This window comes from Mesorhizobium sp. FG116 (assembly GCF_057809835.1).
The window spans coordinates 65,439-89,746 of sequence record NZ_JBMDKS010000005.1 but is presented as its reverse complement, the minus strand read 5'-3'; the positions used below and the strand labels follow the sequence as shown (position 1 = coordinate 89,746).

General features: G+C 60.3%; 22 protein-coding genes. 13 read left to right on the top strand and 9 right to left on the bottom strand.

Annotated elements, in window-relative coordinates; all coding sequences use genetic code 11:
- Positions 1-77: 77 nt before the first annotated feature.
- Entirely contained in the window at positions 78-1,211 is a 1,134-nt protein-coding gene (gene odc2, locus ACODTY_RS06540; RefSeq protein ID WP_488993485.1) for an ornithine/lysine decarboxylase, read from the bottom strand.
- A 543-nt stretch (positions 1,212-1,754) separates the two neighbouring features.
- On the opposite strand from odc2, the gene ACODTY_RS06535 reads away from it, so the two are divergent.
- The 4 genes from ACODTY_RS06535 (at position 1,755) to ACODTY_RS06520 (ending at position 5,712) form a co-directional block, all read left to right on the top strand.
- A complete protein-coding gene (locus ACODTY_RS06535; protein WP_488993484.1) occupies positions 1,755-2,945 on the top strand; it encodes an amidase in 1,191 nt (396 codons plus the stop codon).
- 4 nt (positions 2,946-2,949) lie between these two features.
- Positions 2,950-3,849: a LysR family transcriptional regulator gene (locus tag ACODTY_RS06530; RefSeq protein WP_488993483.1), complete on the top strand. Its 900-nt coding sequence runs from the start codon at positions 2,950-2,952 to the stop codon at positions 3,847-3,849.
- A gap of 87 nt (positions 3,850-3,936) precedes the next feature.
- Entirely contained in the window at positions 3,937-4,599 is a 663-nt protein-coding gene (locus tag ACODTY_RS06525) for a DUF1007 family protein (protein WP_488993482.1), read from the top strand.
- Between the two features lie 9 nt (positions 4,600-4,608).
- Complete coding sequence (locus ACODTY_RS06520) at positions 4,609-5,712, top strand: nickel/cobalt transporter (RefSeq protein ID WP_488993481.1); 1,104 nt, start codon at positions 4,609-4,611, stop codon at positions 5,710-5,712.
- Between the two features lie 9 nt (positions 5,713-5,721).
- Here ACODTY_RS06520 and ACODTY_RS06515 read toward each other — a convergent pair whose 3' ends face one another.
- From ACODTY_RS06515 to ACODTY_RS06505, 3 genes are read right to left on the bottom strand one after another with little or no spacing between them, the layout of a single operon-like run.
- A complete protein-coding gene (locus ACODTY_RS06515) occupies positions 5,722-5,928 on the bottom strand; it encodes a hypothetical protein (RefSeq protein WP_488993480.1) in 207 nt (68 codons plus the stop codon).
- A gap of 44 nt (positions 5,929-5,972) precedes the next feature.
- Entirely contained in the window at positions 5,973-6,956 is a 984-nt protein-coding gene (locus tag ACODTY_RS06510) for a cation diffusion facilitator family transporter (protein ID WP_488993479.1), read from the bottom strand.
- 40 nt (positions 6,957-6,996) lie between these two features.
- Positions 6,997-7,671, bottom strand: a complete 675-nt coding sequence (locus ACODTY_RS06505; RefSeq protein ID WP_488993478.1) for a GNAT family N-acetyltransferase — start codon at positions 7,669-7,671, stop codon at positions 6,997-6,999.
- 81 nt (positions 7,672-7,752) lie between these two features.
- Between ACODTY_RS06505 and ACODTY_RS06500 the strand changes: the two genes are divergently transcribed.
- Positions 7,753-8,940 carry a pyridoxal phosphate-dependent aminotransferase gene (locus ACODTY_RS06500; RefSeq protein ID WP_488993477.1) on the top strand — a complete coding sequence of 396 codons (1,188 nt, stop codon included), beginning with the start codon at positions 7,753-7,755 and terminating at the stop codon, positions 8,938-8,940.
- 13 nt (positions 8,941-8,953) lie between these two features.
- Here ACODTY_RS06500 and ACODTY_RS06495 read toward each other — a convergent pair whose 3' ends face one another.
- From ACODTY_RS06495 to trhO, 3 genes are all read right to left on the bottom strand, one after another.
- The gene (locus tag ACODTY_RS06495) at positions 8,954-9,709 is read right to left on the bottom strand and encodes an SDR family oxidoreductase (protein WP_488993476.1); all 756 of its coding nucleotides are present in this window, start codon (positions 9,707-9,709) and stop codon (positions 8,954-8,956) included.
- 252 nt (positions 9,710-9,961) lie between these two features.
- Positions 9,962-10,702, bottom strand: a complete 741-nt coding sequence (locus ACODTY_RS06490; protein WP_488993475.1) for a tellurite resistance TerB family protein — start codon at positions 10,700-10,702, stop codon at positions 9,962-9,964.
- 114 nt (positions 10,703-10,816) lie between these two features.
- The gene (gene trhO / locus ACODTY_RS06485) at positions 10,817-11,743 is read right to left on the bottom strand and encodes an oxygen-dependent tRNA uridine(34) hydroxylase TrhO (RefSeq protein WP_488993474.1); all 927 of its coding nucleotides are present in this window, start codon (positions 11,741-11,743) and stop codon (positions 10,817-10,819) included.
- 118 nt (positions 11,744-11,861) lie between these two features.
- On the opposite strand from trhO, the gene ACODTY_RS06480 reads away from it, so the two are divergent.
- Both ACODTY_RS06480 and ACODTY_RS06475 read left to right on the top strand, forming a co-directional pair.
- Positions 11,862-12,734 carry an N-acetylmuramidase domain-containing protein gene (locus ACODTY_RS06480; protein WP_488993473.1) on the top strand — a complete coding sequence of 291 codons (873 nt, stop codon included), beginning with the start codon at positions 11,862-11,864 and terminating at the stop codon, positions 12,732-12,734.
- Positions 12,735-12,824: 90 nt separating this feature from the next.
- Complete coding sequence (locus tag ACODTY_RS06475) at positions 12,825-13,463, top strand: 2-dehydro-3-deoxy-phosphogluconate aldolase (protein ID WP_488993472.1); 639 nt, start codon at positions 12,825-12,827, stop codon at positions 13,461-13,463.
- Positions 13,464-13,548: 85 nt separating this feature from the next.
- Here the strand turns inward: ACODTY_RS06475 and ACODTY_RS06470 are convergent, their stop codons facing one another.
- Complete coding sequence (locus ACODTY_RS06470) at positions 13,549-15,297, bottom strand: peptidoglycan L,D-endopeptidase MepK (protein WP_488993471.1); 1,749 nt, start codon at positions 15,295-15,297, stop codon at positions 13,549-13,551.
- Positions 15,298-15,601: 304 nt separating this feature from the next.
- Positions 15,602-17,131 (bottom strand): sigma-54-dependent transcriptional regulator, encoded by a 1,530-nt coding sequence (locus ACODTY_RS06465; RefSeq protein WP_488993470.1) that lies wholly within the window; start codon positions 17,129-17,131, stop codon positions 15,602-15,604.
- Positions 17,132-17,330: 199 nt separating this feature from the next.
- Here ACODTY_RS06465 and ACODTY_RS06460 point away from each other — a divergent pair, with 199 nt between their 5' ends.
- The 6 genes from ACODTY_RS06460 to ACODTY_RS06435 all read left to right on the top strand — a co-directional run bounded on the left by ACODTY_RS06460 (position 17,331) and on the right by ACODTY_RS06435 (position 24,291).
- Entirely contained in the window at positions 17,331-19,106 is a 1,776-nt protein-coding gene (locus ACODTY_RS06460; protein ID WP_488993469.1) for a M3 family oligoendopeptidase, read from the top strand.
- A gap of 39 nt (positions 19,107-19,145) precedes the next feature.
- Complete coding sequence (locus ACODTY_RS06455) at positions 19,146-20,297, top strand: aminodeoxychorismate synthase component I (RefSeq protein ID WP_488993468.1); 1,152 nt, start codon at positions 19,146-19,148, stop codon at positions 20,295-20,297.
- The gene (locus ACODTY_RS06450; protein ID WP_488993467.1) at positions 20,246-20,917 is read left to right on the top strand and encodes an aminotransferase class IV family protein; all 672 of its coding nucleotides are present in this window, start codon (positions 20,246-20,248) and stop codon (positions 20,915-20,917) included. Before ACODTY_RS06455 ends, ACODTY_RS06450 begins: the two co-directional genes overlap by 52 nt.
- Before the next feature lie 59 nt (positions 20,918-20,976).
- A complete protein-coding gene (locus ACODTY_RS06445) occupies positions 20,977-21,891 on the top strand; it encodes a heme-dependent oxidative N-demethylase family protein (RefSeq protein WP_488993466.1) in 915 nt (304 codons plus the stop codon).
- Between the two features lie 227 nt (positions 21,892-22,118).
- Complete coding sequence (locus tag ACODTY_RS06440) at positions 22,119-23,564, top strand: homospermidine synthase (RefSeq protein ID WP_488993465.1); 1,446 nt, start codon at positions 22,119-22,121, stop codon at positions 23,562-23,564.
- Between the two features lie 223 nt (positions 23,565-23,787).
- Positions 23,788-24,291 carry an HNH endonuclease signature motif containing protein gene (locus ACODTY_RS06435; RefSeq protein ID WP_488993464.1) on the top strand — a complete coding sequence of 168 codons (504 nt, stop codon included), beginning with the start codon at positions 23,788-23,790 and terminating at the stop codon, positions 24,289-24,291.
- Positions 24,292-24,308 lie beyond the last annotated feature (17 nt).

Here is a 24,308-nt window from a genome sequence, read left to right as displayed (position 1 = left end):
ACGAATGACGCTGGCAGTGAGTTCGGAATCGAACGTCGGCAGGCTTTTGAAGTCCACCGACCTTTCTGCCCGAACTCTCAGATCACGTAGGATCGGAGAGGTTCAAACCCGTTGAAGGCGACCGCCGAGTATGTCGTGGTGTATGCACCGGTACCTTCAATCAGCACCTCGTCGCCGATCGTCAGCGAAAGCGGCAGCGGATAAGGTGCCTTCTCGTACATCACGTCAGCCGAATCGCAGGTCGGACCGGCCAGCACGCAAGGTGCCACCGCGTCGCCATCGCGCGGCGTCACCAGCGGATAGCGGATCGCCTCGTCCATCGTCTCGGCAAGGCCGCCGAACTTGCCGATGTCGAGATAGACCCAACGCACATTGTCGTTGTCGGCCTTCTTCGAAATCAGCACCACCTCGGACTTGATCACGCCGGCATTGCCCACCATGCCACGGCCCGGCTCGATGATCGTCTCCGGAATGCGATTGCCGAAGTGCTTGGAAAGCGCCTCGAAGATGGCCTGGCCATAGGCCTGCGCCGCCGGCACGTCCTTCAGATAGCGTGTCGGAAAGCCGCCGCCCATGTTGACCATCTTCAGCACGATGCCTTCCTCGGCAAGCGTGCCGAATACCTTGGCCGCATCGCTCAAAGCGCGGTCCCAGGCGGAAAGGTCCGTCTGCTGCGAGCCGACATGGAAGGAGACGCCATAGGCGTCAAGGCCGAGCGAAGCCGCATGGCGCAGCACGTCGACGGCCATTGCCGGCACGCAGCCGAACTTGCGCGACAGCGGCCATTCCGCGCCTTCCCCGTCGGTCAGCACGCGGCAGAACACGCGGCTGCCTACAGCCACGCGTGCCACCTTCTCGACCTCTTCCACGCAATCGACGGCAAAAAGGCGAATGCCCAATTCATAGGCGCGCGCGATATCGCGCTCCTTCTTGATCGTGTTGCCGAACGAGATGCGCGATGCGGGCGCACCGGCATCCAGCGCCATTTCGATTTCGGCCACCGATGCGGTGTCGAAGGACGAGCCCATCGAAGCGAGCAGGCGCAGGATTTCCGGCGCAGGATTGGCCTTCACCGCATAGTAGATCTTGGAATCCGGCAGCGCCTTTTCGAAAGCGCGGAAATTGTCGCGCACCACATCGAGGTCAACGACGAGGCAAGGGCCGCTCGGACGTCGGGTAGCAAGGAAGTCGAGGATACGCTGGGTCGCCATCAGAGTCGCTCCATCTACGCCGAAACCGGCGTGCACAAGGGCTGCGCATGTGCGGGCGCGCGGCCTCGCATAGCGCGGTCAAACAAAGGCGGGGCGGAAGCCTCGTGGAGCCGGCCGGTGGAGACACCGGAACCACGAAACGCCATCTCGCGGCGGTGAGCTGAAGCCTTGCCCGGCTCCGGCTCGCTTTGTCTGCCTTGGCTTGGATGGGAAATCCCTCCGCACTGCCGGCAATGAAGGTGTGCCTCTTCAGTAACCCCGATCTATGGACGATCGGCAGACACCAGAAAGGCCCGCACCGTCGTTGCTTCAAGGCGTCCTCGGATTGGCGGTTGGCCGCTTATCCGACCGGGTTCGTTACTTCCCGGGTACCGTCCCGATTGCCTCGCCATTCGAGGATCGGGGGACGCCCACAGGCACGTGCGACTTTGGGCAAGCGCGATATAGGAAGATCACCCTTCACAATCAATTAAATTCTGCGGTTGGGTTGAAAAAACTGCGTCATCGAACAATGTTGCAGAAAACGTATCAGAATTGAAAACAATGGCAGCATCAAGCAACCCGCTCAACGCCTTTCTCGATTTGCCGCAAGTGCCTGTTTCCAATGCAGGAAACGGCACGTTGAGCGGACTGTCTCTGGCGGTGAAGGATATTTTCGACGTTGCCGGCTATCGCACCGGTTGCGGCAATCCAAAGAAGCAGGCCGAGGCCAAAGCCGCGACAAAATCAGCCCCGTCCATTCAGAGACTATTCGATACGGGAGCCCGATTCGTCGGCAAGACCCAGACCGACGAACTCGCTTACTCGCTAATGGGGCAAAACGCGCATTTTCCGTTCCCAATCAACCCGGCAGCACCGGATAGAGTCACAGGCGGTTCGTCATCCGGTTCGGCTGCAGCCGTCGCGGGTGGCCTTGCCGATATCGCCATCGGCTCCGATACAGGCGGTTCGATCCGCGCCCCTGCCAGTTTCTGTGGCCTGATCGGCTTGCGCACCAGCCATGGCCGCATCTCGCTCGAAGGCGCGATGAAGCTGGCATCCAGCCTCGACACCTTCGGCTGGTTCGCCCGCGATATGGATATCTACGAAGCGGTCGGCGACGTATTGCTGGGTCCGGATCGCGGCGGCATCAATCTGACGCGCGCCCTTTTTCTCGGCTGGCAGGATGCATTGGTGGCCGGGCAGGAAGAAGCCGCCGAATACAAGAGGCTGAAGGCCATCGCAGCGCGGACAATGGGAGAACCTCAGCCGGTCCAATTCAGCACGACGCCGGAGCAGCTCTACTGGTGTTTCCGCCATATCCAGGCTGACGAAGCCTGGACCGAGCATGGCGCATGGATCTCCGGTTCAGACCCGCAACTCGGCCCCGGCGTCAAGGAACGCTTCGATTTTGGCCGCACGCAAAATCCCGATGACGTGAAGCGCGAACGCGCCCGCAGACTGACGGTGACACAGGAACTGGCCGGCCTGCTTGGCAACGACGGCTTTCTTGTCTTACCGACCGTTCCCGGTGCTGCACCTTTGAAAGATGCAGGCCATGACGCCTTGCTCGACTATCGCGAACGTGCTCTGAAGCTGCTCTGCCTGTCGGGCCTGACGGGCCTTCCACAAGTGACACTGCCACTGGGTACCGTTCACGGCGCGCCATTCGGCCTGTCGCTGCTTGGCCCTGCCGGCAGCGACAAGGCGCTATTGAAGCTGGGACGCAAAATCCTCGACGCGGCAAAGGGCTGATACCATGGATACACTGACCCGCATGCGCGCCTTCATCGATGTGGTGGAGGCCGAAGGCTTTTCGGCAGCCGCACGCAAGATCGGTCGGTCCAAGGCGCTTTTGTCGAAATATGTACGCGAGTTGGAGGACGAACTCGGCGCGCTCCTGCTCAACCGCACCACGCGCCAGTTTTCGCTCACCGAAGCCGGCCATACCTACTACCGCCGCGCCTCGGAAATCGTGCGCGAAGTAGACAGCCTCGCCGACGCCGTGCGCGAATCCTCCGGTGACGTGCGCGGCCGCATCAAGCTTTCGGCACCCCGCACCTTTGCCGATGCGCCGATCGGCCAATCGCTCGTGGACTTCGCCAAGGAGCACCCCGACATCGTACTGGAAATCGATCTCGACGACCGCTTCGTCGATCTGGTCGAAGAAGGCTTCGATCTCGCCATCCGCATCTCGCGCCTGGAAAGCTCGTCCCTGATCGCCAAGCGGCTGTCACCCTTTTCAGTGCGTATCTGCGCTTCGCCGGAATTGATCGCCAAGCACGGCACGCCAACGAAACCCCAGGACTTCGCCCGCCTTCCCTGCATCGTCGACACCAATGGCCGCTGGCTGTCCAATTGGCCTTTCAAGGGCGACGCAAGCGACACCATCAGCGTTTCCGTGTCCGGCCCGCTGGAAGTGAACAGCCCGATGGTCGCGCGCGCGGCAGCGGTTTCCGGTCTTGGCTTCGCCATCCTGCCCGATTTCATCGCCGCCCCGGAAATCATCGAAGGGCGTCTCGTTCCGGTTCTCGACGACCGCATTTTGCAGGGCGGCGGCATTTTCGCCGTATATCCGCATCGCCGCTACCTGCCGGCAAAAGTACGCGTCTTCGTCGACTTCCTCGCCCAGTGGTTCAAGGCCCGCGAAGCGGCATAATTTCGACTATCGGCGTGCGGTCCCAATTTCGCCCGCTTTCTGATAACCCTCGGCGAATTGCGGCAATCGAGGGAATCGCGCCAGCCCATGGCTTTGAAACGCAGACTTATTCCGGTCGGATTGGCCTTGGCTGGTCTTTTCGCCGCGACAGCCCCCGCGAGCGTGCACCCACACGTGTTCGCCGAAGCGCGGCTTGATGTCGTTCTCTCCCCTGATCACAAGTCGATCACTGCACTGAGGCACCTGTGGCGCTTCGACGACCTCTTCTCCAGCACCGTTCTCATGGAGTTCGACAAGAATTCCGACCTCAAGCTGGATGACGATGAACTCAAGGAAGTTTCGGACACGATCTTCACCTCGCTGGCCGAATACAACTACTTCCAGTTGGTTACGCTTGACGGCAAGGACGTGAAGATGAAGCCGCCGGCCGCGCTCATGGCGAACCTCGAGAACACCCAGTTGATCGTGCTGTTCGAATCCACGCCCGAAACGCCGATCCCGCTCTCCGGCAAGATCGACCTCGGCATCTACGACCCCACTTTCTACACCGCCATCGATTTCACCGAGGATGAGAACATGGCTGTCGAAGGCCTGCCCTCGTCCTGCACGCGCACCGTCATCCGCCCTGATCCGGACACGGCGATCGCGCAGAATCAGCAGACCCTGACCGACGCATTCTTCAACGACCCGACCGGCACGGACATGAGCAAGATCTTCGCAACGAAGCTCGAACTCACTTGCCAGGCTTAAGGTAGTCCCATGAAAAAGACGCTCGTTCGCGCCACATTTGCAGCCCTGGCTCTCGTCTATGTGGCGGCGCATCTCGTCGGGCATGCCCATGCGCAAAGCTCACTCGGCATCGGCACCAACGACGCCATTGCCCCATCAACCGGCCTCTTCTCGCACTGGCTGGTCTGGATCAACCAGCATCAGCAGGCTTTCTACCGCTCGCTTTCCACCACGATGAAGGCAATGCGCGACGACGGCAGAAACATGTGGCTCCTCATCGGTCTTTCCTTCGCATATGGCGTCTTCCATGCGGCCGGACCGGGCCACGGCAAGGCAGTCATCTCGTCCTACATGGTGGCGAACGAAGTCGCACTCAGGCGGGGCGTAATGTTGTCCTTCGTGTCAGCCTTCCTGCAGGCGCTGACTGCGATCGTGGTGATGTTGCTGGCTTGGTTCGTCCTGCGCGGCACATCCGTCTCGATGACGGACGCCGCATGGTTCCTTGAAATCGCCAGCTACGTCTTTGTCACGGCTTTCGGCGCGTGGCTGTTGTGGCAAAAAGCCGGCCCGCTGCTGCGCCGGCTTGCCGGCGCCGGTCCCGCGCACAGCCTGTCGGCCGCGCATGCCAATGCCGCGCACGCCCACGACCATAATCACGACCACCATCATGCACACCACGACCACCACCGTGGCCATAGCCATGGACATGACCACGATCACGGTCACCACCATCACGACCATCATCATGATGGCGATGTCTGTGCGACCTGCGGTCATTCCCATGCACCGGATCCCGCCCTCCTCTCGGGCGAGCGCTTCGATTGGCGCACAGCGTGGTCCGCTGTTGCCGCGGTCGGCATAAGGCCCTGTTCGGGCGCACTGATCGTGCTTTCCTTTGCCTTGCTCAACGGCTTGTGGCTGGCAGGCATCCTCTCGGTGCTCGGCATGGCGCTTGGCACGGCGATCACCGTTTCGGTGCTGGCCACGCTTGCCGTCACCGCCAAGAACTGGGCCGTCCTGATGGCCGGAGACGGCAGGCTGGGCAACACGATCCACAGCGTCATCGAGATCGGCGGCGCGGCCTTCGTATTCCTGCTTGGCTTGCTGCTTCTATCGGCAAGCCTCAGCGCCTAGCAGCTTAGCTTACTTGCCTTTCCTGCGCTGGCTGATGCCTCGAAGCCAGAACAGGACGAACAACGCCACCATGAACACGGCGACGACTACCACCGCCAGAATTGACGAGACCTCTCCCGTAGCAAGCATGATTTGCGGTAGATAGTAGGCGAAAGAGCCGAATATCCCGATGATCAACAGCGCGGCAATCGCCGCGTTCCTGGTCTCTCGATCCATTGTTAAATCCCGAATTTGAACGTGCGGGCGCTGGTGCCCGCCAATCAATGATAGTGCCGCTGCTTTGGCACGTTCTCGTGCGAATGGCCATGGTCGTCATGGCTGTCGGCACAGTGATCGAACTCCGGCTCCACCGTTGCGTGCCTGATATCATGCTTGGTGGCAAGGCGCTTCTTGATGGCGCTGATTGCGGTGTGCGCATCGACGCCCTTCTCAAGACAAGCGTGTAGCGTTGCCATGTTCTTGGCGCCGTCGAGCGACCACACATGCATGTGATGAACCTCGCGCAACCCGGCGATGCTTGTCACCAGGTCGCCCGCAATGGCGTCACGGTCCAGCGCCGCCGGCGTCCCTTCAAGAAGCAGGTGTGCCGCCTCGCGCATCAGCCTCCACGCCGTAGACAGGATGATGACCGCCACGAAGACAGACAGGATCGGATCAATCGGCGTCCAACCCGTTGCGATGATCACCAGTGCCGCGGCAATCGCCGCAACGGAGCCTAGCAGATCGCCCAGCACATGAAGGATCGCGCCGCGCATGTTGAGGCTGTCGCGATCACCGCCATGCAGGATCAGAAACCCCGCGATGTTTACGAGCAATCCCAGCCCGGCAATCACCAGCATCGGACCGCCCAGCACCGGCGGCGGGTCCATGAACCGCTGCCACGCTTCGTAGACGATCCAGAGCGCGATGACGAAGATGGCGATGCCGTTAGTATAGGCCACCAGCGTCTTGACCCGGCCAAAGCCATAGGTCAGTTGTCCCGTGGCTGGTCGATCCGAAAGGTGAAAAGCATACCAGGCGAGGCTGAGAGCCAGTGTGTCGGTCAGCATATGGCCGGCATCGGCAAGCAGCGCCAGCGAGTTGGTGAACCACCCGCCCACGGCCTCGGCAATCATGAAACCGCCGGTCAGGGCAGCCGCGAGCAGAACACGCTTTTTGTCGGTCGAACCGTGCACGTTGGCACCGGCACCATGGCCGTGCCCATGTTCGTGCGAACCGTGATCATGAGAATGGGCATGCGCCATCGCACAGCCTTTCGCGTAACAAAATAACCTTACGCGCCAATCACTTACTGAAATCTTCTAGGCGCTTTTTCTGCGCACCATCCCTATCAAAGTTGCTGGGATCAAGCCAGCCCTCGTAGGCTTTCTTGAGCTCTGGCCATTCCTTGTCGATGATCGAATACCAGGCGGTATCGCGATTAGCGCCCTTGGCAACCATGTGCTGTCGGAAAATTCCCTCGAACTTGAAGCCAAACCGTTCAGCAGCCCGTTTCGAGGGCGCGTTGTCGTTGTGGCACTTCCATTCGTAACGGCGATAACCGAGTTCATCGAACACATATTTGGTGAACAGGAACTGTGCTTCCGTCGCAGCCGGCTTTCTGGAAATCAGCGGTCCCCAGTATATGCTCCCGATCTCGATGACACCGTGGTTCGGTTCGATGCGCATGAGCGTCTGGCGTCCGGCGACTTTGCCGGTCGCAATATCGATCACTGCAAAATAAAGCGGATCCTGGCTTGCAGCGACTTTCTCCAGCCAGGTCTGGAATTCCGCACGGGTCTGTGGAGGATTCTCGAAAAGCCAGGCGAAGCGGCCGTCTGCGTCGACCACTGTCGAGGCATCGAAAAGGCCATCGCCATGCTTGGCTGCGTCCAGCGGTTCCAGCCTCACATAGCGACCTTCGAGAACCTTTCTTTCCGGGCGCGGGCGTGGCTGCCAGTTGTTCAGATCCTCGGACACGTGACACTCCAATCCATTGACTTTGAGTGGGCAGGCTCACAAGAAAGTGACCGTTTCGAAAGAACCACAGGAACCGGGAAAATGCTCCACACCATTTCGGCTTTCGACCGCCTCGGCGAAGAAAACGCCTTCGCCGTTCTGGCACGGGCGACCGCCCTTGCCCACGAGGGCCGCGACATCGTCAATCTCGGCATCGGCCAGCCCGATTTCCAAACCCCACCGCACATTGTCGAAGCGGCAATCAAGGCATTGCGCGACGGCCACCACGGCTACACGCCGGCCACCGGCCTTCTGGCCGTGCGTGAAGCTGTCGCACGCCGCACTCTGACCACCACCGGCGTCGAAGTCTCGCCTGAAACGGTGATGATCCTGCCGGGCGGCAAACCGACCATGTTCGCAGCCATTTTGATGTTCGGCGAACCCGGCGCAGAGATCCTCTATCCTGATCCCGGCTTTCCAATCTACCGCTCGATGATCGAATTCACCGGCGCCAAGCCGGTCCCGGTGCCGATCCGCGAAGAAAATGGCTTTTCCTTCTCCGCGGAAGAGACGCTTTCGCTCATCAATGCCAAGACCCGCCTGCTTATCCTCAATTCGCCGGCAAATCCGACCGGCGGCGTCACGCCGCGTGCCGAGATCGAGAAATTGGTGAAAGGTCTGGAGGCGCATCCAGACGTCGCCATCCTCTCGGACGAGATCTATGACGTCATGACATATGACGGCGAAAAGCACTGCTCGCTGCTGCAGTTTCCTGAAATTCGAGACCGGCTGATCGTTCTGAACGGTTGGTCGAAGACCTGGGCGATGACCGGCTGGCGCATGGGCTGGTCGATCTGGCCGAATGGCGACAAGGGCGCTCACCTCTACGACAAGGTTCGCAAGCTGGCCGTCAACTGCTGGTCCTGCGTCAATGCGCCCAGCCAATACGCGGGCATCGCCGCAATTGATGGACCTCAGGACGACGCCGACAAGATGATGCGTGCCTTCGATCGACGCCGCAAACTTGTGGTCGAGGGGCTGAATGCGCTGCCCGGCGTTTCCTGTATCACGCCGAAGGGCGCATTCTATGCGTTTCCAAACATCTCAGGCACCGGTTGGAAAGCCAAGAAACTCGCCTCGGCCCTGCTCGAAGAAGCCGGCGTTGCACTGATTGGCGGCCCCGATTTCGGCGTTCTGGGCGAAGGCTACATGCGCTTGTCTTACGCAAACTCCGAGGAGAACATCCTGCGCGCACTGGAGAGGATCGAGGCCTTCCTGAAGTCGAAGTAACCTGGTGTTCGCTCTACCCTCGCCCGACATAAGGCATCTTGGTGGCCATGACGGTCATGAATAGGACATTGGCGTCAAGCGGCAGGCCAGCCATATAGACCACGGCCTCCGCCACGCGGCTGACATCCATCACCGCTTCAGCGGCAATCGTGCCATTGGCTTGCGGAACGCCAACCGCCATCGGCGCGGCCATCTCTGTCAAGGCATTGCCGATGTCGATCTGGCCACAGGCAATATCGAAGGGTCGTCCGTCGAGCGCCAGCGTCTTCGTCAGGCCGGTGATGGCATGTTTGGTTGTTGTATAGGGGACCGAGCCCGGGCGCGGCGCATGCGCCGACACGGAACCATTGTTGATGATGCGACCGCCCATCGGCTTTTGCGCGCACATGGTTCGGAAAGCGGCCCGCGCGCACAGAAATGAACCGGTGAGATTGACCGCCAGCACGTCGTTCCAAACTTCGACTGGAATTTCATCGATAGTCGTCGATTTGTAGGCAATGCCGGCATTGTTGAAGAGAAGATCGACGCGGCCAAACGTCTCTGTTGTCTCTTCGAACAGACGATCGACCTGATCGGGATCAGAGATATCGCAGGATACGGCCAGTGCCCGCGCCTGCTTTTGGCCAGCCTCTGACACAGCGGCATCAAGCAGTTCCTTGCGCCGACCGCAGAACACGGTGTTCCACCCCGCCTCGAGCAGCGCTAGGGCGACGCTCTTGCCGATGCCGGTGCCGGCACCGGTTACGATCGCAGTTCCCTTGCTGTCCATGCCTTTTCCTCCGTGGAACGTGCATCGCAAATGGCGGTACGCATGGCAAGTTATGGAAATGCAATGGGTGGGGTGTCGGTGGCTTCGCTGACGATGGCCAAACAGCCAACCAGACGCGAAAAAAGGGCGGTCATTGGCGACCGCCCCTGATCTGGACCACGCTCGGGAGGAGGAAAGCGGGTCCGACTGTCAAAAATGATGCGCCTGTTGGATTAACAGAAGCCTAAACTTTTATCCTTGGCTCCGCACCGCTCACCAGGGCGATTTCGGATTGGACGCCGGCACTGCAACCGGTGCCTTTGCAGCGCTGACGGTCGCCTCGACGTGCTCGACCAACGCATCCGGCAGCCCCAAGCGCCCGGCCAAAAGATCGAGATAGCCACGCTCGGCGCGGGTATCCGGATCGATGGCGAGACGGGATGCCGTGTAAAGCTCGACCTTCTGTGCGTCAGTCTGGGCAGCCGCGACCAGCACATCCAGGTCCAGCGGAGCATCCAATTCGGCCTTCAGGAAGGCTTCTGCATCAGCATCCAATCCCGACAGGCTGAACTTGTCGCCGATCTTGCGGCGCTCATCGTCATCGATGCGGCCGTCTGCCTTGGCTGCGGCAATCATTGCCCGGACAAGCGTGGACGCAAACTCGGATTCACCCTGCGGTGCCTGCGAGGGGTGAAAAGCTGTATCCGCCGGAGGCGGCAGCAATTCGGGTTGCCCGGAATTGGCCGTTTCGGCAGGTGCCTTGCCGTTCTGGTAGTTTTGATATGCCTTGTAGGCAAGGCCGCCGATTGCAGCGAGACCGCCGAGCTTCAGCGCAGCGCCCGTGACCCGCCGGCCAGCGCCCGTGCCAAGCAGCACGGCAGCCAGGGCGCCCGCCGCCAGCGGATTGTCCTTGGCCATCTGTACGGCCTGCCCTGCCTTGTCCCGCACGGTCGAACCCGTTCCAGGAACCTGTGAACCCAAAAGATCGTCGAGCAGTTTCTTGGGGTCGAACATCAGCACCTCCGCAGTTGGCCCGGCCGGGCACGTTTCCTGTGTCGGTGAGGTAGGCGTCGAACCTTGGCATTACAATGACAGCGCAACGTTTTGCGTTTGGCGCACTCGCCAAATTCAACTGCCGATGTGGCCCTTGCCCCGTCTTTGGGCGAGTTCCACCTGCTTCTGCCGTTCGGCATAGCGCTCGCGGTCCGCCTCCGAGCGCTTGTCGTGGCAGTACGAACAGGAAATGCCGGCCTGGTACTTGGGCGATGCGAGGTCCTTTGCCGTCAAGGGATGCCTGCAGGCCCGGCACAACTGCGCATCGCCTTCCGCCAATCCATGCGACACCGACACGCGTTCGTCGAAGACGAAGCATTCGCCCTGCCATCGGCTCTCGGCCTCCGGCACCTGCTCCAGATATTTCAGGATGCCGCCCTTCAGATGGAACACATCCTCGAAACCAAGCGACTTCACGAACGCGGTCGCCTTCTCGCAGCGGATACCGCCGGTGCAGAACATCGCGATCTTCTTGTGCTCAAGGTCACCACGATGCTCCTCGACCCAGCGGGGAAACTCGCGGAAACTCGACGTGTGCGGATCGACAGCCCCCTCGAAGCTTCCTAGCGCCACCTCGTAGTCGTTGCGTGTGTCGATCAGGATCGTGTCTGGATCGGAAATCAGCGCGTTCCAGTCGCCTGCCTCCACATAAGCGCCGACACTGCGGAGCGGGTCGACATCGTCCACGCCCATCGTGACGATCTCGCGCTTGAGACGCACCTTCATGCGATGGAACGGCATCTCCGCAGCGTGGCTATATTTCACCTCCAGCTCGGCAAATTCCGGGATCGATTGAAGGTGAGCAATCAGTTCTCCAATCGCAGCCTCACTACCTGCGACGGTACCGTTGATGCCCTCATGCGCTAGGAGAAGCGTGCCCTTGATGCCGCGTGCGCAACAAAATTCGGCCAGCGGGGGACGCAGGCTCTCGAAGCGCTCCAACCGGCAAAATCGGTAAAGCGCGGCAACTTGGAACGGCCCTTGCACGGTCTTTTCGTTCATGATGAGTGCCCGTATCGGTTCACAAGCGTGGATACAAGCCTCTGGCTTTGGTTCGAGATGCCCACGTCGGCAGACTTTGCGTGACACTTGCCAGGCCAATAGGAGATTCGGTGCAAACATGTTCAGCGAAAGCGTCGTCAACGAAATCAAGCAAGCCGCGCTGGATGCCGGTCTCGAACCGGCCGCATTGCTCGCCGTGACGGCCGTGGAAAGCGCAGGCCAGGTATTTGCTCTGGTCGAAGGCAAACAGGAACCGTTGATCCGCTTCGAAGGCCACTATTTCGACCGCAGGCTGAACGGCGAGAAGCAGCAGCAGGCGCGAACCCAAGGCCTCGCGTCGCCAACTGCCGGAGCGATAGCCAACCCTAAAACCCAGCCGGACCGGTGGAAGATGCTGAAACAGGCAGCCGCAATCGATGCGCAGGCGGCATATGAATCCGTATCTTGGGGTCTCGGACAGGTCATGGGCGCGCACTGGCAATGGCTGGGCTACGAAAGCGTGGAGGCTCTGGTCGAGGAGGCTCGTTCCGGCGCTTTCGGCCAGGTCAGACTGATGGTCCGGTACATCGAGAAAGCCGGCTTGGCGGAGCCTCTGCGTAGTCACGACTGGCCAGCGTTTGCCCACGGCTACAACGGGCCCAACTACAAAAAGAACAACTACGATGAGAAGATTGCCGACGCCTATCAGCACTATGTCACCGGCAAGCCTCTAAGTACCTTCGCCCCATCCACGCTGCTGAGGCCGGGGTCGCAAGGGCAAGCCGTCGCTCACCTCCAGCGCTCTCTGACGGCTCTTGGCTATCCGGTATCGGCCGACGGCATTTTTGGCCCATCAACCCTCGCAGCGGCACAACAATTCCAGGCTGATCATGGCCTCGACGCCGACGGCATCATCGGCAAGAAAACCAGCGAAGCAATCGAAGCCGCCCTTGCTTCAAGCGGGTTCCTGCGTCGCTTCTGGCTATGGCTGAAGAATTGGCTCGCAGGTTGATGCCCCGCACCCAACTTGTAATCCATAACGTGGACATGCCGTTTTTCATCTGTTAAATCGGTTGAATTATCAAAATTCCGAAAGCTCACCATGTCGACGAAGACCGAAAAGCTGCTCGCCCTGCTCAATGGCCAGCCTGTCATTCCCGTATTGAAGATCGCCGACATAGTCCACGCCGTGCCATTGGCTCGGGCTTTGGCGCGCGGCGGTCTGCCGGCAATCGAGATCACGTTGAGGACGGCCGATGCGCTGGAAGCCATTCGCCGGGTGGCCGCGGAGGTCGAGGAAGCCATTGTCGGCGCGGGCACCATCCTCGACAGGCAGCAGTTCAAGGATGCGGTTTCCGCCGGCTCGAAATTCATCGTCAGTCCCGGCATCACGCGTGAATTGTTGATATCGGCAGACGACAGCGAGGTTCCGTTCCTTCCAGGCGCAATCACGCCCGGTGAAATCATGACGGCCAGGCAGGCCGGCCTTGATTTCCTGAAATTCTTCCCGGCCGAGCAGGCCGGTGGCGCTGCATTCCTGAAGGCTTTGGCGTCTCCGATTGCCGATGTGAGATTCTGCCCCACCGGTGGCGTCAGCGCTGCCAATGCCAAGGACTATCTAAGTCTGCCGAATGTGGTTTGCGTGGGTGGTTCCTGGGTCGCTCCCGACGATCTCGTCAGGGCAGGCGATTGGTCCCGCATAGAATCCCTGGCCCGCGAGGCGGCGGCGCTGCGAAAGTAGCCCAACTCAACGGTCTGCAATTTTCAAATACAAAAAAGCCGCGCCTGTCACCAGGCGCGGCTTTTTGATTGAAGCTGGCCGAAACCTACTTGGCCTGGAAGCGCGCCACCGACAGGAACTTTACGGCGGTTCCCGTAAACCGGTTGGCATTGTTCATTTCGTCGCCGGACTGGAAGCCGTTGGTATAGACCTCAGTTGGGGCGGTGCGGACCAGATTGTAGGCATAGCGCGGAGCTGTAGTGGATTCTGACGCCTTGGCCACATAGTCGTTGCTGTGCAGCGCCCAGCGAGCGAGCTTCGGCTCCGCCGCGATGACGACGGTCTTAGGCTCCGGCTTGAGATCCTGCGCTGTAGCGCGCGATTCCTTACGAGTCGTCTTGACGTTACCGCCAATCGCACCTGTCGGGTCCGTAGGCGTTGCAATCGCGGCAGTCCTCGGCGAAGCCTGGTCGACAGCGGGATTGTTGAAAGCCGAACGCTCCAGCGATACCGCCGCAACCTGATACTCATCGGCGGCCGTCTGCTCGAGCAAAGCCTTGACTTCATCGTCAGGACGCGCCGACGGAATCGCCGAGAAAGCATCCGTGGCAGTCGCGTCTTGCTGGCCGTTGTCTGCCAGTGCCAACAGCGTCGATCCTTTGTCCGGCTGCGGCGCCACGGAAGGCATGCCATGTTCCGGGCGCCATGTCGGCAAAGGCACCTTACCAGCGATCATATCGCTCGACGCCAATTGCTCCACGCTAGCGGTGGCCTGTGCAGCAGCAAAGGGAGCATCCGCTGGCGCCTGATCAAGCCCAGCCGTCTGCACCGCGCCAGCATCAGCCGCACCAAACGGCACGTTGCCCAGTGTCGCGGCACCTACATCAGCCTTGGGCCGCGGCGCAAATCCCGGCAGCGGAACGCTGCGTGCCGGCAAGGCTGCAATGATCGTTTCAGGCGTTTCCTGCGACGGAGCCGCTTCTTCCTCTGCAAGCTGAGGGACTTCGGTACGTTGCGCATCCTTCGGCGACACAATCGCGATGCCTGGAAGGCTCTTCTCAGCGGCGGCCGGCGCTACAGTCTTCTTGGGTGCCGGGGCCGCAGCCACTACAACATCGCTGTTATCCTCTTCCTCGTCGGCACCGCCGCCGAAGAATGCAGCCAGAAGGCCGCCGGATTTGCTGCTGCTCGAACCGCCGGCACTTGCCAGGGCAATAGCCGGGCTACCGGAGCTCTTGCGGGATTTGTAGGCTGCAAGCGCCTGCTCATACCCCGGCAATGGCTTGCCGTCGCTTGGAACATGCAGGGTCTTGCCATTCGGGAAAACCCTTGCGAGTTCCTGCCGGCTGATGCCCGGCCAATGGCGAACGTTGCCGACGTCCATATGAACAAAAGGCGAGCCTGAAGTCGGATAGTAGCCAACGCCACCACCCTGCATCTTCAAACCGATGTCGCGCAGCTTCTTCAGCGGCACGCCCGGGATGTAGAAATCCATCGCCTTGCCGAGCATATGCTGGCTCTTCTTGGCAACGCCACGGCTGCGCGTGCGCAGCATCGAGTTCGTCGCAGGGGCGCGATATCCGCAAATTACGTTGATGTAGCCGTTCGATCCGCTGGCGCGATATGCCTCCCAGACGAGATCGAGCAGGCGCGGATCCATCTTGGTCGGCTCGTTGCGACGCCAGTCGCGCAAGAACACATTCGCCTCGCGCAGGCCGGACTGATCGTATCTGCCGTTACGCTTGAAGACGATTTCCGCCTTCTCCTTCGTATGCAGATTGAACAGCTTCAAGGTCCGGACTTCCGCACTTGCGGTCGTTGCCGAAGCTGAGAGAACACCTACGGCCAAAGCCACCGCCGCCAGCCACTTTGACCAGACGTTGTGAGATTGCCGCCCGTTTTTTTGTCGTTCGATTCTGTTCAAATCAAAAGGCCTTGCAGGCTGCCGTTTGTCCCCGGATTTGCGCAAACGGATGTGGAGAATTCACATCCGAATATCGATCCTAATGGTTAATCATCGCTTATTGAAGTCGAAATGCGGTAACACCGTGGCGATATCCCGGCAAAAAATGCCCACCCGTTTTCTTGGTAAACCAGCCGTTTAAGGCGCGTTAACAGGGTCTTAATGCGAAAAGCTAACTTCTGGCAAGCGCTCTATGCTATGAGGCCATGCGCTCGGGGCGCCCGGTTTCGGGGTCGATGCCATATTCCTTGAGCTTGCGGTAGAGGGTCGACCGACCGATACCGAGTCGGCGCGCGACTTCGCTCATCTGGCCATTATAGTGGTCGATGGCGAACTTGATCATCTCAAGTTCGACCGATGCCAGCGGGCGCACATTGCCACGCTCATCCAACACCTGCAGCAGTCCAAACCCGCTCTGCCCGCGCTCCGATAACCTGTCCTCGTCTACAGCGACAACCGGCGCGCGCAAGGGTTCGTCGTCTGCCGAAAAATCATCGGCTTTGGTTCCGGCAAGGGGGCGATCGAGATTGACCGTTCCTTCAACCTGCGCGCGGATCTGGGGAAATTCCTCTTCCGTCAGCACGTCGTCTTCACACAACACGGAAGCGCGGAAGACAGCGTTTTCCAACTGCCTGATATTGCCCGGCCAGTCATAGGCCTGCAGCAGCGCAAACGCGTTTCTGGAAATGCCGCGCAGGCGCTTTCTGGGATCGGCTGGTGCCACCTTCTCCATGAAATGCTCGACCAGCAACGGAATGTCTTCCTTGCGGTCCCTGAGCGGCGGCACGAAAATCGGATAGACGTTCAGGCGATAGAAAAGGTCCTCGCGGAACTTGCCGTCCTTGACCTGTTGCAAGAGGTTCCGGTGGGTCGCAGAGATGAGCCGGATATCGACCTTGACGGTGGCGCGCCCGCCGACCGGATCGACCTCCCCGTCCTGAACGGCGCGCAGGAGTTTCACCTGGACGTCAAGCGGCAGGTCGCCGATTTCATCGAGGAACAACGTGCCGCTATGCGCCTCGACGAACTTGCCGGTGTGCCTTTCGGTCGCACCGGTGAACGAGCCCTTCTCGTGGCCGAACAGGATGCTCTCGACAAGGTTGTCAGGGATCGCACCGCAGTTGACGGTAACGAACGGCCGCGAACGGCGGTCGCTCGTACCCTGTATGGCGCGCGCCACCAGTTCCTTGCCGACGCCGGATTCGCCCTCGATCAATATCGGGATGTGCGACGCGGCTGCCTTCTGCCCCAGCCTGATGACGCGTTCCATCGTGGGGCTATGTGTGACGAGATCCTTGAACGTAAGCGAGCCGCTACTACGCCGCGCGCTGCGCTTAACCTCTCCCTCGACGGCCTCAACCTTGAGCGCATTGGCAATGGACGTTTGCAACCGGTCAGGAGAAGCAGGCTTGACCACGAAATCAAAAGCGCCGTGGCGCATGGCTAGCACGACGGTTTCGATGCCGCCTTGTGCAGTCTGGACGATAACGGGAATGGCGATGCCCCGCTCGCGCATGGCTTTCAGCACGCCGATGCCATCGAGACCCGGCATAGACAGGTCGAGGATGACGACCGAGATATCGCGCGGATTCGGCCCATCCATTACCTGAAGGCCTGCTTCGCCGCTGTCCGCAATGATTGCGGTGTGGCCGAATTTCACCACAGCAGCCTTGAGCAGCCTGCGCTGCACCGGATCGTCATCGACTATAAGAATGGAACCTGCCATGAGTGCCCGAAACTATCCGCCCTTGGATTCTCCCCTATGGATCATCTTGGCACAGGGTTCTAAATAAGGTTTCAAAAAAGCCGGTGAACGAAATCCTTAGGATTTGACCGGCATTCAGCCCATTTCGAAAGGCATTGCGATGCGCACGGGTTCGGATCGACAATTCGCGGCGGCCTCCGCCGGACAGGCAAGTACCGATATGGGCGATCTCCCCGAATGGAATCTGTCCGATCTCTACTCTGGCATGGACGCGCCCGAACTGAAGCGCGACCTGGAAAAGGCCGCAGCCGACGCGGTTGCCTTCGAGACCCGTTGGAAGGGCACTCTGGCCGCCGAGGCAGGGCGCGAAGGCAAGGGCAAGCTCGGCCAGACGATGCGCGAATACGAGGCGCTGGAAGACCTGGTTGGCCGTATCGTCTCATATGCCGGGCTGGTCTATGCCGGAGATACATCTGATCCGAAACGCGCCAAGCTTTATGGCGACATCCAGGAAAAGATGACCGATGCAAGCGCGCATCTTTTGTTCTTCGCCCTGGAACTGAACCAGATCGACGATGCCGTGCTCGAGAAGGCGCTGGCGACGGACGCCGCTTTCGACCACTACAAGCCGTGGATTCTCGATCTCAGGAAAGACAAGCCGTTTCAGCTCGAAGACCGCGTCGAACAGCTCTTCCACGAGAAGTCGATTACGGGACGCGGTGCATGGAACCGCTTGTTCGACGAGACGATGACGGATTTGCGCTTCGACATCGATGGCGAAGCGCTAACCCTGGAGCCCACGCTGAACCGGCTCCAGAATGCGGACGGCGAAGTCCGTCGCAGGGCATCGGAAGCGCTTGCCGCGACCTTTTCGAAGAACCTTCGCACCTTCACGCTGATCACCAACACGCTGTCCAAGGACAAGGAAATTTCCGATCGCTGGCGCGGTTTCGTCGACATCGCCGATTCACGCCATCTGGCCAATCGCGTCGAGCGCGAGGTGGTGGATGCGTTGGCCAGTGCCGTGCGCGACGCTTATCCGCGCCTGTCGCACCGCTACTACGCCATGAAGGCGCGCTGGCTTGGCATGGAGGTGATGAACCATTGGGATCGCAACGCGCCCTTGCCGGAGACCCCGCAAGCCACGATCGAATGGAGCGATGCGAAAGACACGGTACTCACCGCCTACAATCGCTTCTCGCCGCAGATGGCCGATATCGCCCGCACTTTCTTCGATCGCAACTGGATCGACGCGCCGGTTAGGCCGGGCAAGTCGCCCGGCGCCTTCGCTCATCCGACTGTGCCGTCTGTCCATCCCTACGTATTGCTCAATTACATGGGCAAGCCGCGCGACGTGATGACTTTGGCCCACGAACTGGGCCACGGCGTGCATCAGGTGCTTGCAGGCGGCCAGGGTACGCTGATGGCCTCGACGCCATTGACGCTTGCCGAAACGGCATCCGTCTTCGGTGAAATGCTCACCTTCCGCTCACTGCTCGACCAGACAAGCGACCGCCGCGAACGCAAGGCGATGCTGGCCCAGAAGGTCGAGGACATGATCAACACGGTCGTGCGCCAGATCGCGTTCTATGAGTTCGAACGCAAGGTCCACGCCGAGCGCAAAAACGGCGAACTCACCTCCGACCAGCTTGGCAAGTTCTGGCTTGAGGTTCAGGCCGAGAGCCTCGGTCCGGCAATCAGGCTGCGTGAAGGCTACGAGACCTTCTGGACCTACATTCCGCACTTCATCCACTCGCCGTTCTACGTCTATGCCTACGCCTTCGGCGATTGCCTCGTGAACTCGCTTTACGCGGTCTATCAAAACGCCGAACGCGGCTTCCAGGACAAGTATTTCGACATGCTGCGCGCAGGTGGCACCAAGCACCATTCGGAATTGCTGAAGCCCTTCGGGCTCGACGCCACCGACCCCACTTTCTGGCAGATCGGGCTTGGCGTCATCAGCAACCTTATCGACGAACTGGAAGCGCTGGACTAAGGAACGGCTTTTCCCGGCAATATCGGCTGGTGCTCCCAAGTGCTTAACTCGCCCTTCGCCCTGTTTCGTGACGACCTTGCCGGACGCGAGGTCTTGTTCGAACAGCCCACGGCCCTCATCGCGCCAACCGAGGCACATGAGTTCGAAGCGGCATGGGCCGAAGTGCAAAAGGCCCACGAAGCGGGCAAATGGCTCGCCGGCTATTTCTCCTATGAAGCCGGTTACCTGCTCGAACCCAAGCTCGTACCACTCTTGCCCAAGGGTCGGCGCGCACCGCTCTTTTGCCTCGGCGTGTTCGACCACCCCTCGGAACGCCTGCCGGCAGCGCAAGGCAGCCCAGCCACCAACGGTCCGATCTTCGATGCCCGCGCAAGTTGGTCGTTCGATGACTACAAGCCCAGGTTCAACCGCCTGCACCGCCATATCCGCGAAGGCGACTGCTACCAGGGCAACCTCACCTTCCAGGTTGACGCCCACTGGTCCGGCACCCCGCTGGCCGCCTTCGACGCCCTGACTGAGCGCCAGCCCGTCCGCTACGGCGCGCTTATTTCGCTCGGCGACGGCCCGGTCGTCCTGTCGCGCTCGCCGGAACTTTTCTTCGAGGTTTCCCGAGACGGAACCATCGAAACGCACCCGATGAAGGGTACAGCGCCGCGCGGCGCGACCCCGCAAGAAGACCGCAGGCTGAAGGAATTCCTGCGCAACGACGAAAAGAACCAGGCCGAGAACCGGATGATCGTCGACCTGTTGCGCAACGACATTTCGCTCATCAGTGAAGTCGGCAGCCTCAACGTGCCGGAACTCTTCCGCATCGAAAGCTATCCAACCGTGCACCAGATGGTGAGCCGCGTGCAGGCAAAACTCCTGCCCGACCTCTCCATCCGCCAGATTTTCGCCGCGCTGTTTCCCTGCGGCTCGATCACCGGCGCACCCAAGATCCGGGCGATGGAGGTTCTGCACGACCTGGAAAGCGGGCCGCGCGATGTCTATTGCGGCGCCATCGGCTGGGTCGCGCCCGATGGCACGATGCGCTTCTCCGTCGCCATCCGCACCATATCGCTCTACCCGAACGGCGAAGCCGTCTACAATGTCGGCGGTGGCGTCGTCTTCGATTCCACTGCGGAGGAGGAGTACAAGGAGTGTCTGCTGAAAGCGCGCTTCGCGACGGGAGTGCCGCCGGCTTCGACCTGATCGAAACGCTGCGCTGGCAACCGGACGCCGGCTTCGTCCGGATGGAGCGGCACCTTGCCCGTCTCTACAATTCGGCCTCGGCGCTCGGCTTCTCATGCAATCCCGACGATGTCGGCCAGGCGCTGGGCAGGGTCGTCGCAACCGCCCAGTCTGCCCAGCGCGTGCGGCTGGTTCTGACCAGGGATGGAACGGCCGACGCCACGGCTCAGACCTTTACGCCATTGGCCGCAGATAAGGTCTGGCGCTTGCGCTTTGCCCGCACGCGGCTCGATTCCAGCGACATGCTGCTCGGCTACAAAACCACGCGCCGCCAAATCTACGTTCGCGCCCGCGCCGAACATCTCGCCACGCAGGCCGACGAAGTCTTGCTGATGAACGAGCGCGGCGAAGCCTGCGAGGGCACCATCACCAATCTGTTCGTGGATTTCGGTAACGGCTCGCTTGCAACCCCACGTCTCGACTGCGGCCTCCTGCCGGGCATCCTGCGCGAAGAACTGCTTGAACAGGGACGCGCCGTCGAAGCCGTCATCCCCTATGAGGCGCTGGCCGATGCCAAGGCGATCTTCGTCGGCAATTCTTTGCGTGGCCTGATCCCTGCCGAACTGGCCCAAGCGTCATAAATTGCAGCAGGGCGTTCCCCTTGCTATCGACATGGCGCTCAACAACAGCCGGATCCGCCTTGGCACCCACTCCCGCCCACACTCCCTATGATGGCTCGTCCAAGCTGTTTGCCATTGGGCTAAAGCCGCTCGACCTCAATGAATGGATCGAGATCGACGACACTTTCGCTTTCCACCTCGCCGAAAAGCGACGCATTCATGCGGAACATGGCCCACGGGTATTTGTCGAGGAAGCGGGCACGAAAGCCGCGCAAGCGGAAGTGCTCTCCCTTCTGGCCGACCACCTGCCTGTCCGCTACCCACAGCGCTACAGCCTCGAAGGCGCGCAGCTAACCGTTCCCGGGCAGCCCGCAATCGACGCCAATCTGCCGCCGCTCCACATTGCCTCTTTGCTGGTGCAGGAAGACCTGATCCTGATGCGCAAGAGCGCGGCAGGCTGGCGGCTTGTCGCAGGCGCGTTGTGCTTCCCGTCGTCATGGTCGCTCACCGAAAAATTCGGCAAGACGATGCAGGACATCCACATCCCGGTGCCGGCTTTCGGCCCCGGCACGCGCATGGCCGGCATGATCGAACGCATCTTCGACAACCTTGCTGTCGAACTGCCCGTGGAGCGCTACAACTGGTCGATCCAGGCCGGCGATGCCCTCTACCATCCGCTATCTGACGAGCAGCGCATCGACCGCGCCACCATGCGCCCTTCCCGGTTCAATGATCAGAATATCAACGCCAGCGCCTTCATCCGGGTCGAACGCCAAACGCTGAGAAAGCTGCCCGTTTCGGGCGATATCCTTTTCACGATCCGCATCTTTCTCGACCCGCTGGCCGTTCTCTCGCGCCATGAAGATCGCAAGCGGATTGCCACCTCATTTGCCTCGCAACTGGCGGTGCTGGATGAGGCGCAGCTTGACTACAAGGGCCTGACCGGCGACCGCGACCGGCTCATAGCCATGCTGGAGCAAATAGCCGGCCTTTGATGCCAGCCTGCCCGTTCCCCGGAATAATCGTCGAATAGACATGATTCCGGCAGGCGGCCGGAATGAATAAAGCTCATTTATTACAATGAATTAGACGGCAGCCGAAATAGGCGGAGCTTCCGTCCCGCCTCAATCGCACTAGTATATGACGTTAAACTATGGTTTAGCGCGCCGCTTGCGGGCAGTGCCCTTGGTAACATTTTCAAGCGAATGGAGTTTGCAAAAGAATGGCGAATGAAAAGTGGCCGGTCCACGGTGAGATAACAGGTCCCATTGTCATGATCGGCTTTGGCTCGATCGGACGCGGAACGTTGCCGCTCATCGAGCGTCATTTCAAATTCGACAAATCGCGCATGACCGTCATCGATCCGGATGACGCCAACCGCAAACTGCTCGACGAGCGCAAGATTGCCTTCGTGCAGGAAGCGGTGACGAAGAAGAACTACAAGGAACTGCTAACCCCTCTGCTGACCAAGGGCGGCGGGCAAGGCTTCTGCGTCAACCTGTCGGTCGACACCGGCTCCGTCGATCTAATGCGGCTCTGCCGCGAACTCGGCGTCCTCTACGTCGATACCGTGATCGAACCTTGGCTCGGCTTCTACTTCGACACCGAAGCCGATAACGCCTCACGCACCAACTACGCCTTGCGTGAATCGCTGTTAAAGGAAAAAAACAAGCATCCGGGCGGCACCACCGCCGTGTCCACTTGCGGGGCCAATCCCGGCATGGTGTCGTGGTTCGTCAAGCAGGCGCTCGTCAACCTCGCCACCGATCTCGGCCTGGATTTCACCCGGCCTGACCAGCATGATCGCGAAGGCTGGGCCGAGCTGATGCAGCAAGCCGGCGTCAAGGGCATCCACATTGCCGAGCGCGACACCCAACGCGCCAAGAACCCGAAGCCGCTCGACGTTTTCTGGAACACTTGGTCGGTAGAAGGCTTCATCTCGGAGGGTCTTCAGCCGGCGGAACTTGGCTGGGGCACGCATGAGAAGTGGATGCCCAAAAACGCCAAGGAGCATAAGAGCGGCTGCAAGGCCGGCATCTATCTCGAACAGCCGGGCGCCAACACCCGCGTCCGCACATGGTGCCCCACGCCCGGCCCGCAATACGGGTTTCTGGTAACCCACAACGAAGCGATCTCGATCGCCGACTTCTTCACCGTGCGCGGCAAGAAGGGCAAGGTGCACTACCGTCCCACCTGCCACTACGCCTATCACCCTTGCAATGACGCAGTCCTGTCGATGCACGAAATGTTCGGCGCAGCCGGCAAGCCGCAAACCGTGCACCACGTCCTCGACGAGGACGAATTGGTAGACGGCTCCGACGAACTCGGCGTGCTGCTCTACGGCCACGACAAGAACGCCTACTGGTACGGCTCCCAATTGTCGTTGGCCGAGGCGCGCAAGCTGGCGCCATATCAGAACGCCACCGGCCTTCAGGTCACCTCGGCTGTGCTTGCGGGCATGGTTTGGGCGCTGGAGCACCCTGAAGCTGGCATCGTCGAAGCCGATGAAATGGACTACCAGCGTTGCCTTGAAATCCAGTCCGCTTACCTTGGCCCGATGAAGGGCTACTACACGGACTGGACCCCGCTCGATAATCGCCCTGGCTTGTTTCCGGAAGACATCGACCACAAGAACCCGTGGCAGTTCCGCAACATACTGGTCCGATAGCGTAGCTGCTACCTCACCTGCACACCTTGCAATCGCCCGGAAATCGGGCGATTGAAAGGTTGCGAAATGGCAAAAACCCAAGAAAAACAAGTAGGAAAACCAGCACCTTGGGCTAGAGCCATGCAGGGGAATGCAGGGCCGCGCGCAAGTGTGTGGCACGAATTCGCCACAGAATCTTCCACAGTTTGTTCTCTTCCTGTTCTTGTTGTTATAGGATAAGCCGATGAGAATACTGCTCGCCACTGCCCCCGACGCCGTAATCACCATTGACGATGATGACTTGGCTTTATTCTCTGCCGTGTCTTGGGGTGTGCAGACACGATACTCGACACGATACGTTCAGGGGAGGCTAAACGGAGAGAGAGTTTATCTGCACCGCCTGTTAATGAGCGCACCAAAAGGGTTGGTGGTTGACCACATCGACGGCAATGGATTGAACAATGCCCGCGCGAACCTGCGGGTTGTTACCCAACAGCAAAACATGTGGAACCAGCGCAGGCGCTCGCTCGGCAGACAACAGGGGCATTATCGCGTTACCATGCGCGTTGATGGCAGCCGGCGGATCCATCTTGGGCTCTTTGACGATGAAGTCACAGCCAAGCAGGCCCGCGTCTATGTGGAGCGGATAATCCGTGGGGATTTTGCCATTAATGATGGCGTTGATCTTACTGGGTTCAATCCAATTCACCTTTCGGCGTCGGCGCGAAAGTATTTGGCGGAACGTTGATGCCCACAGCCTGTTCT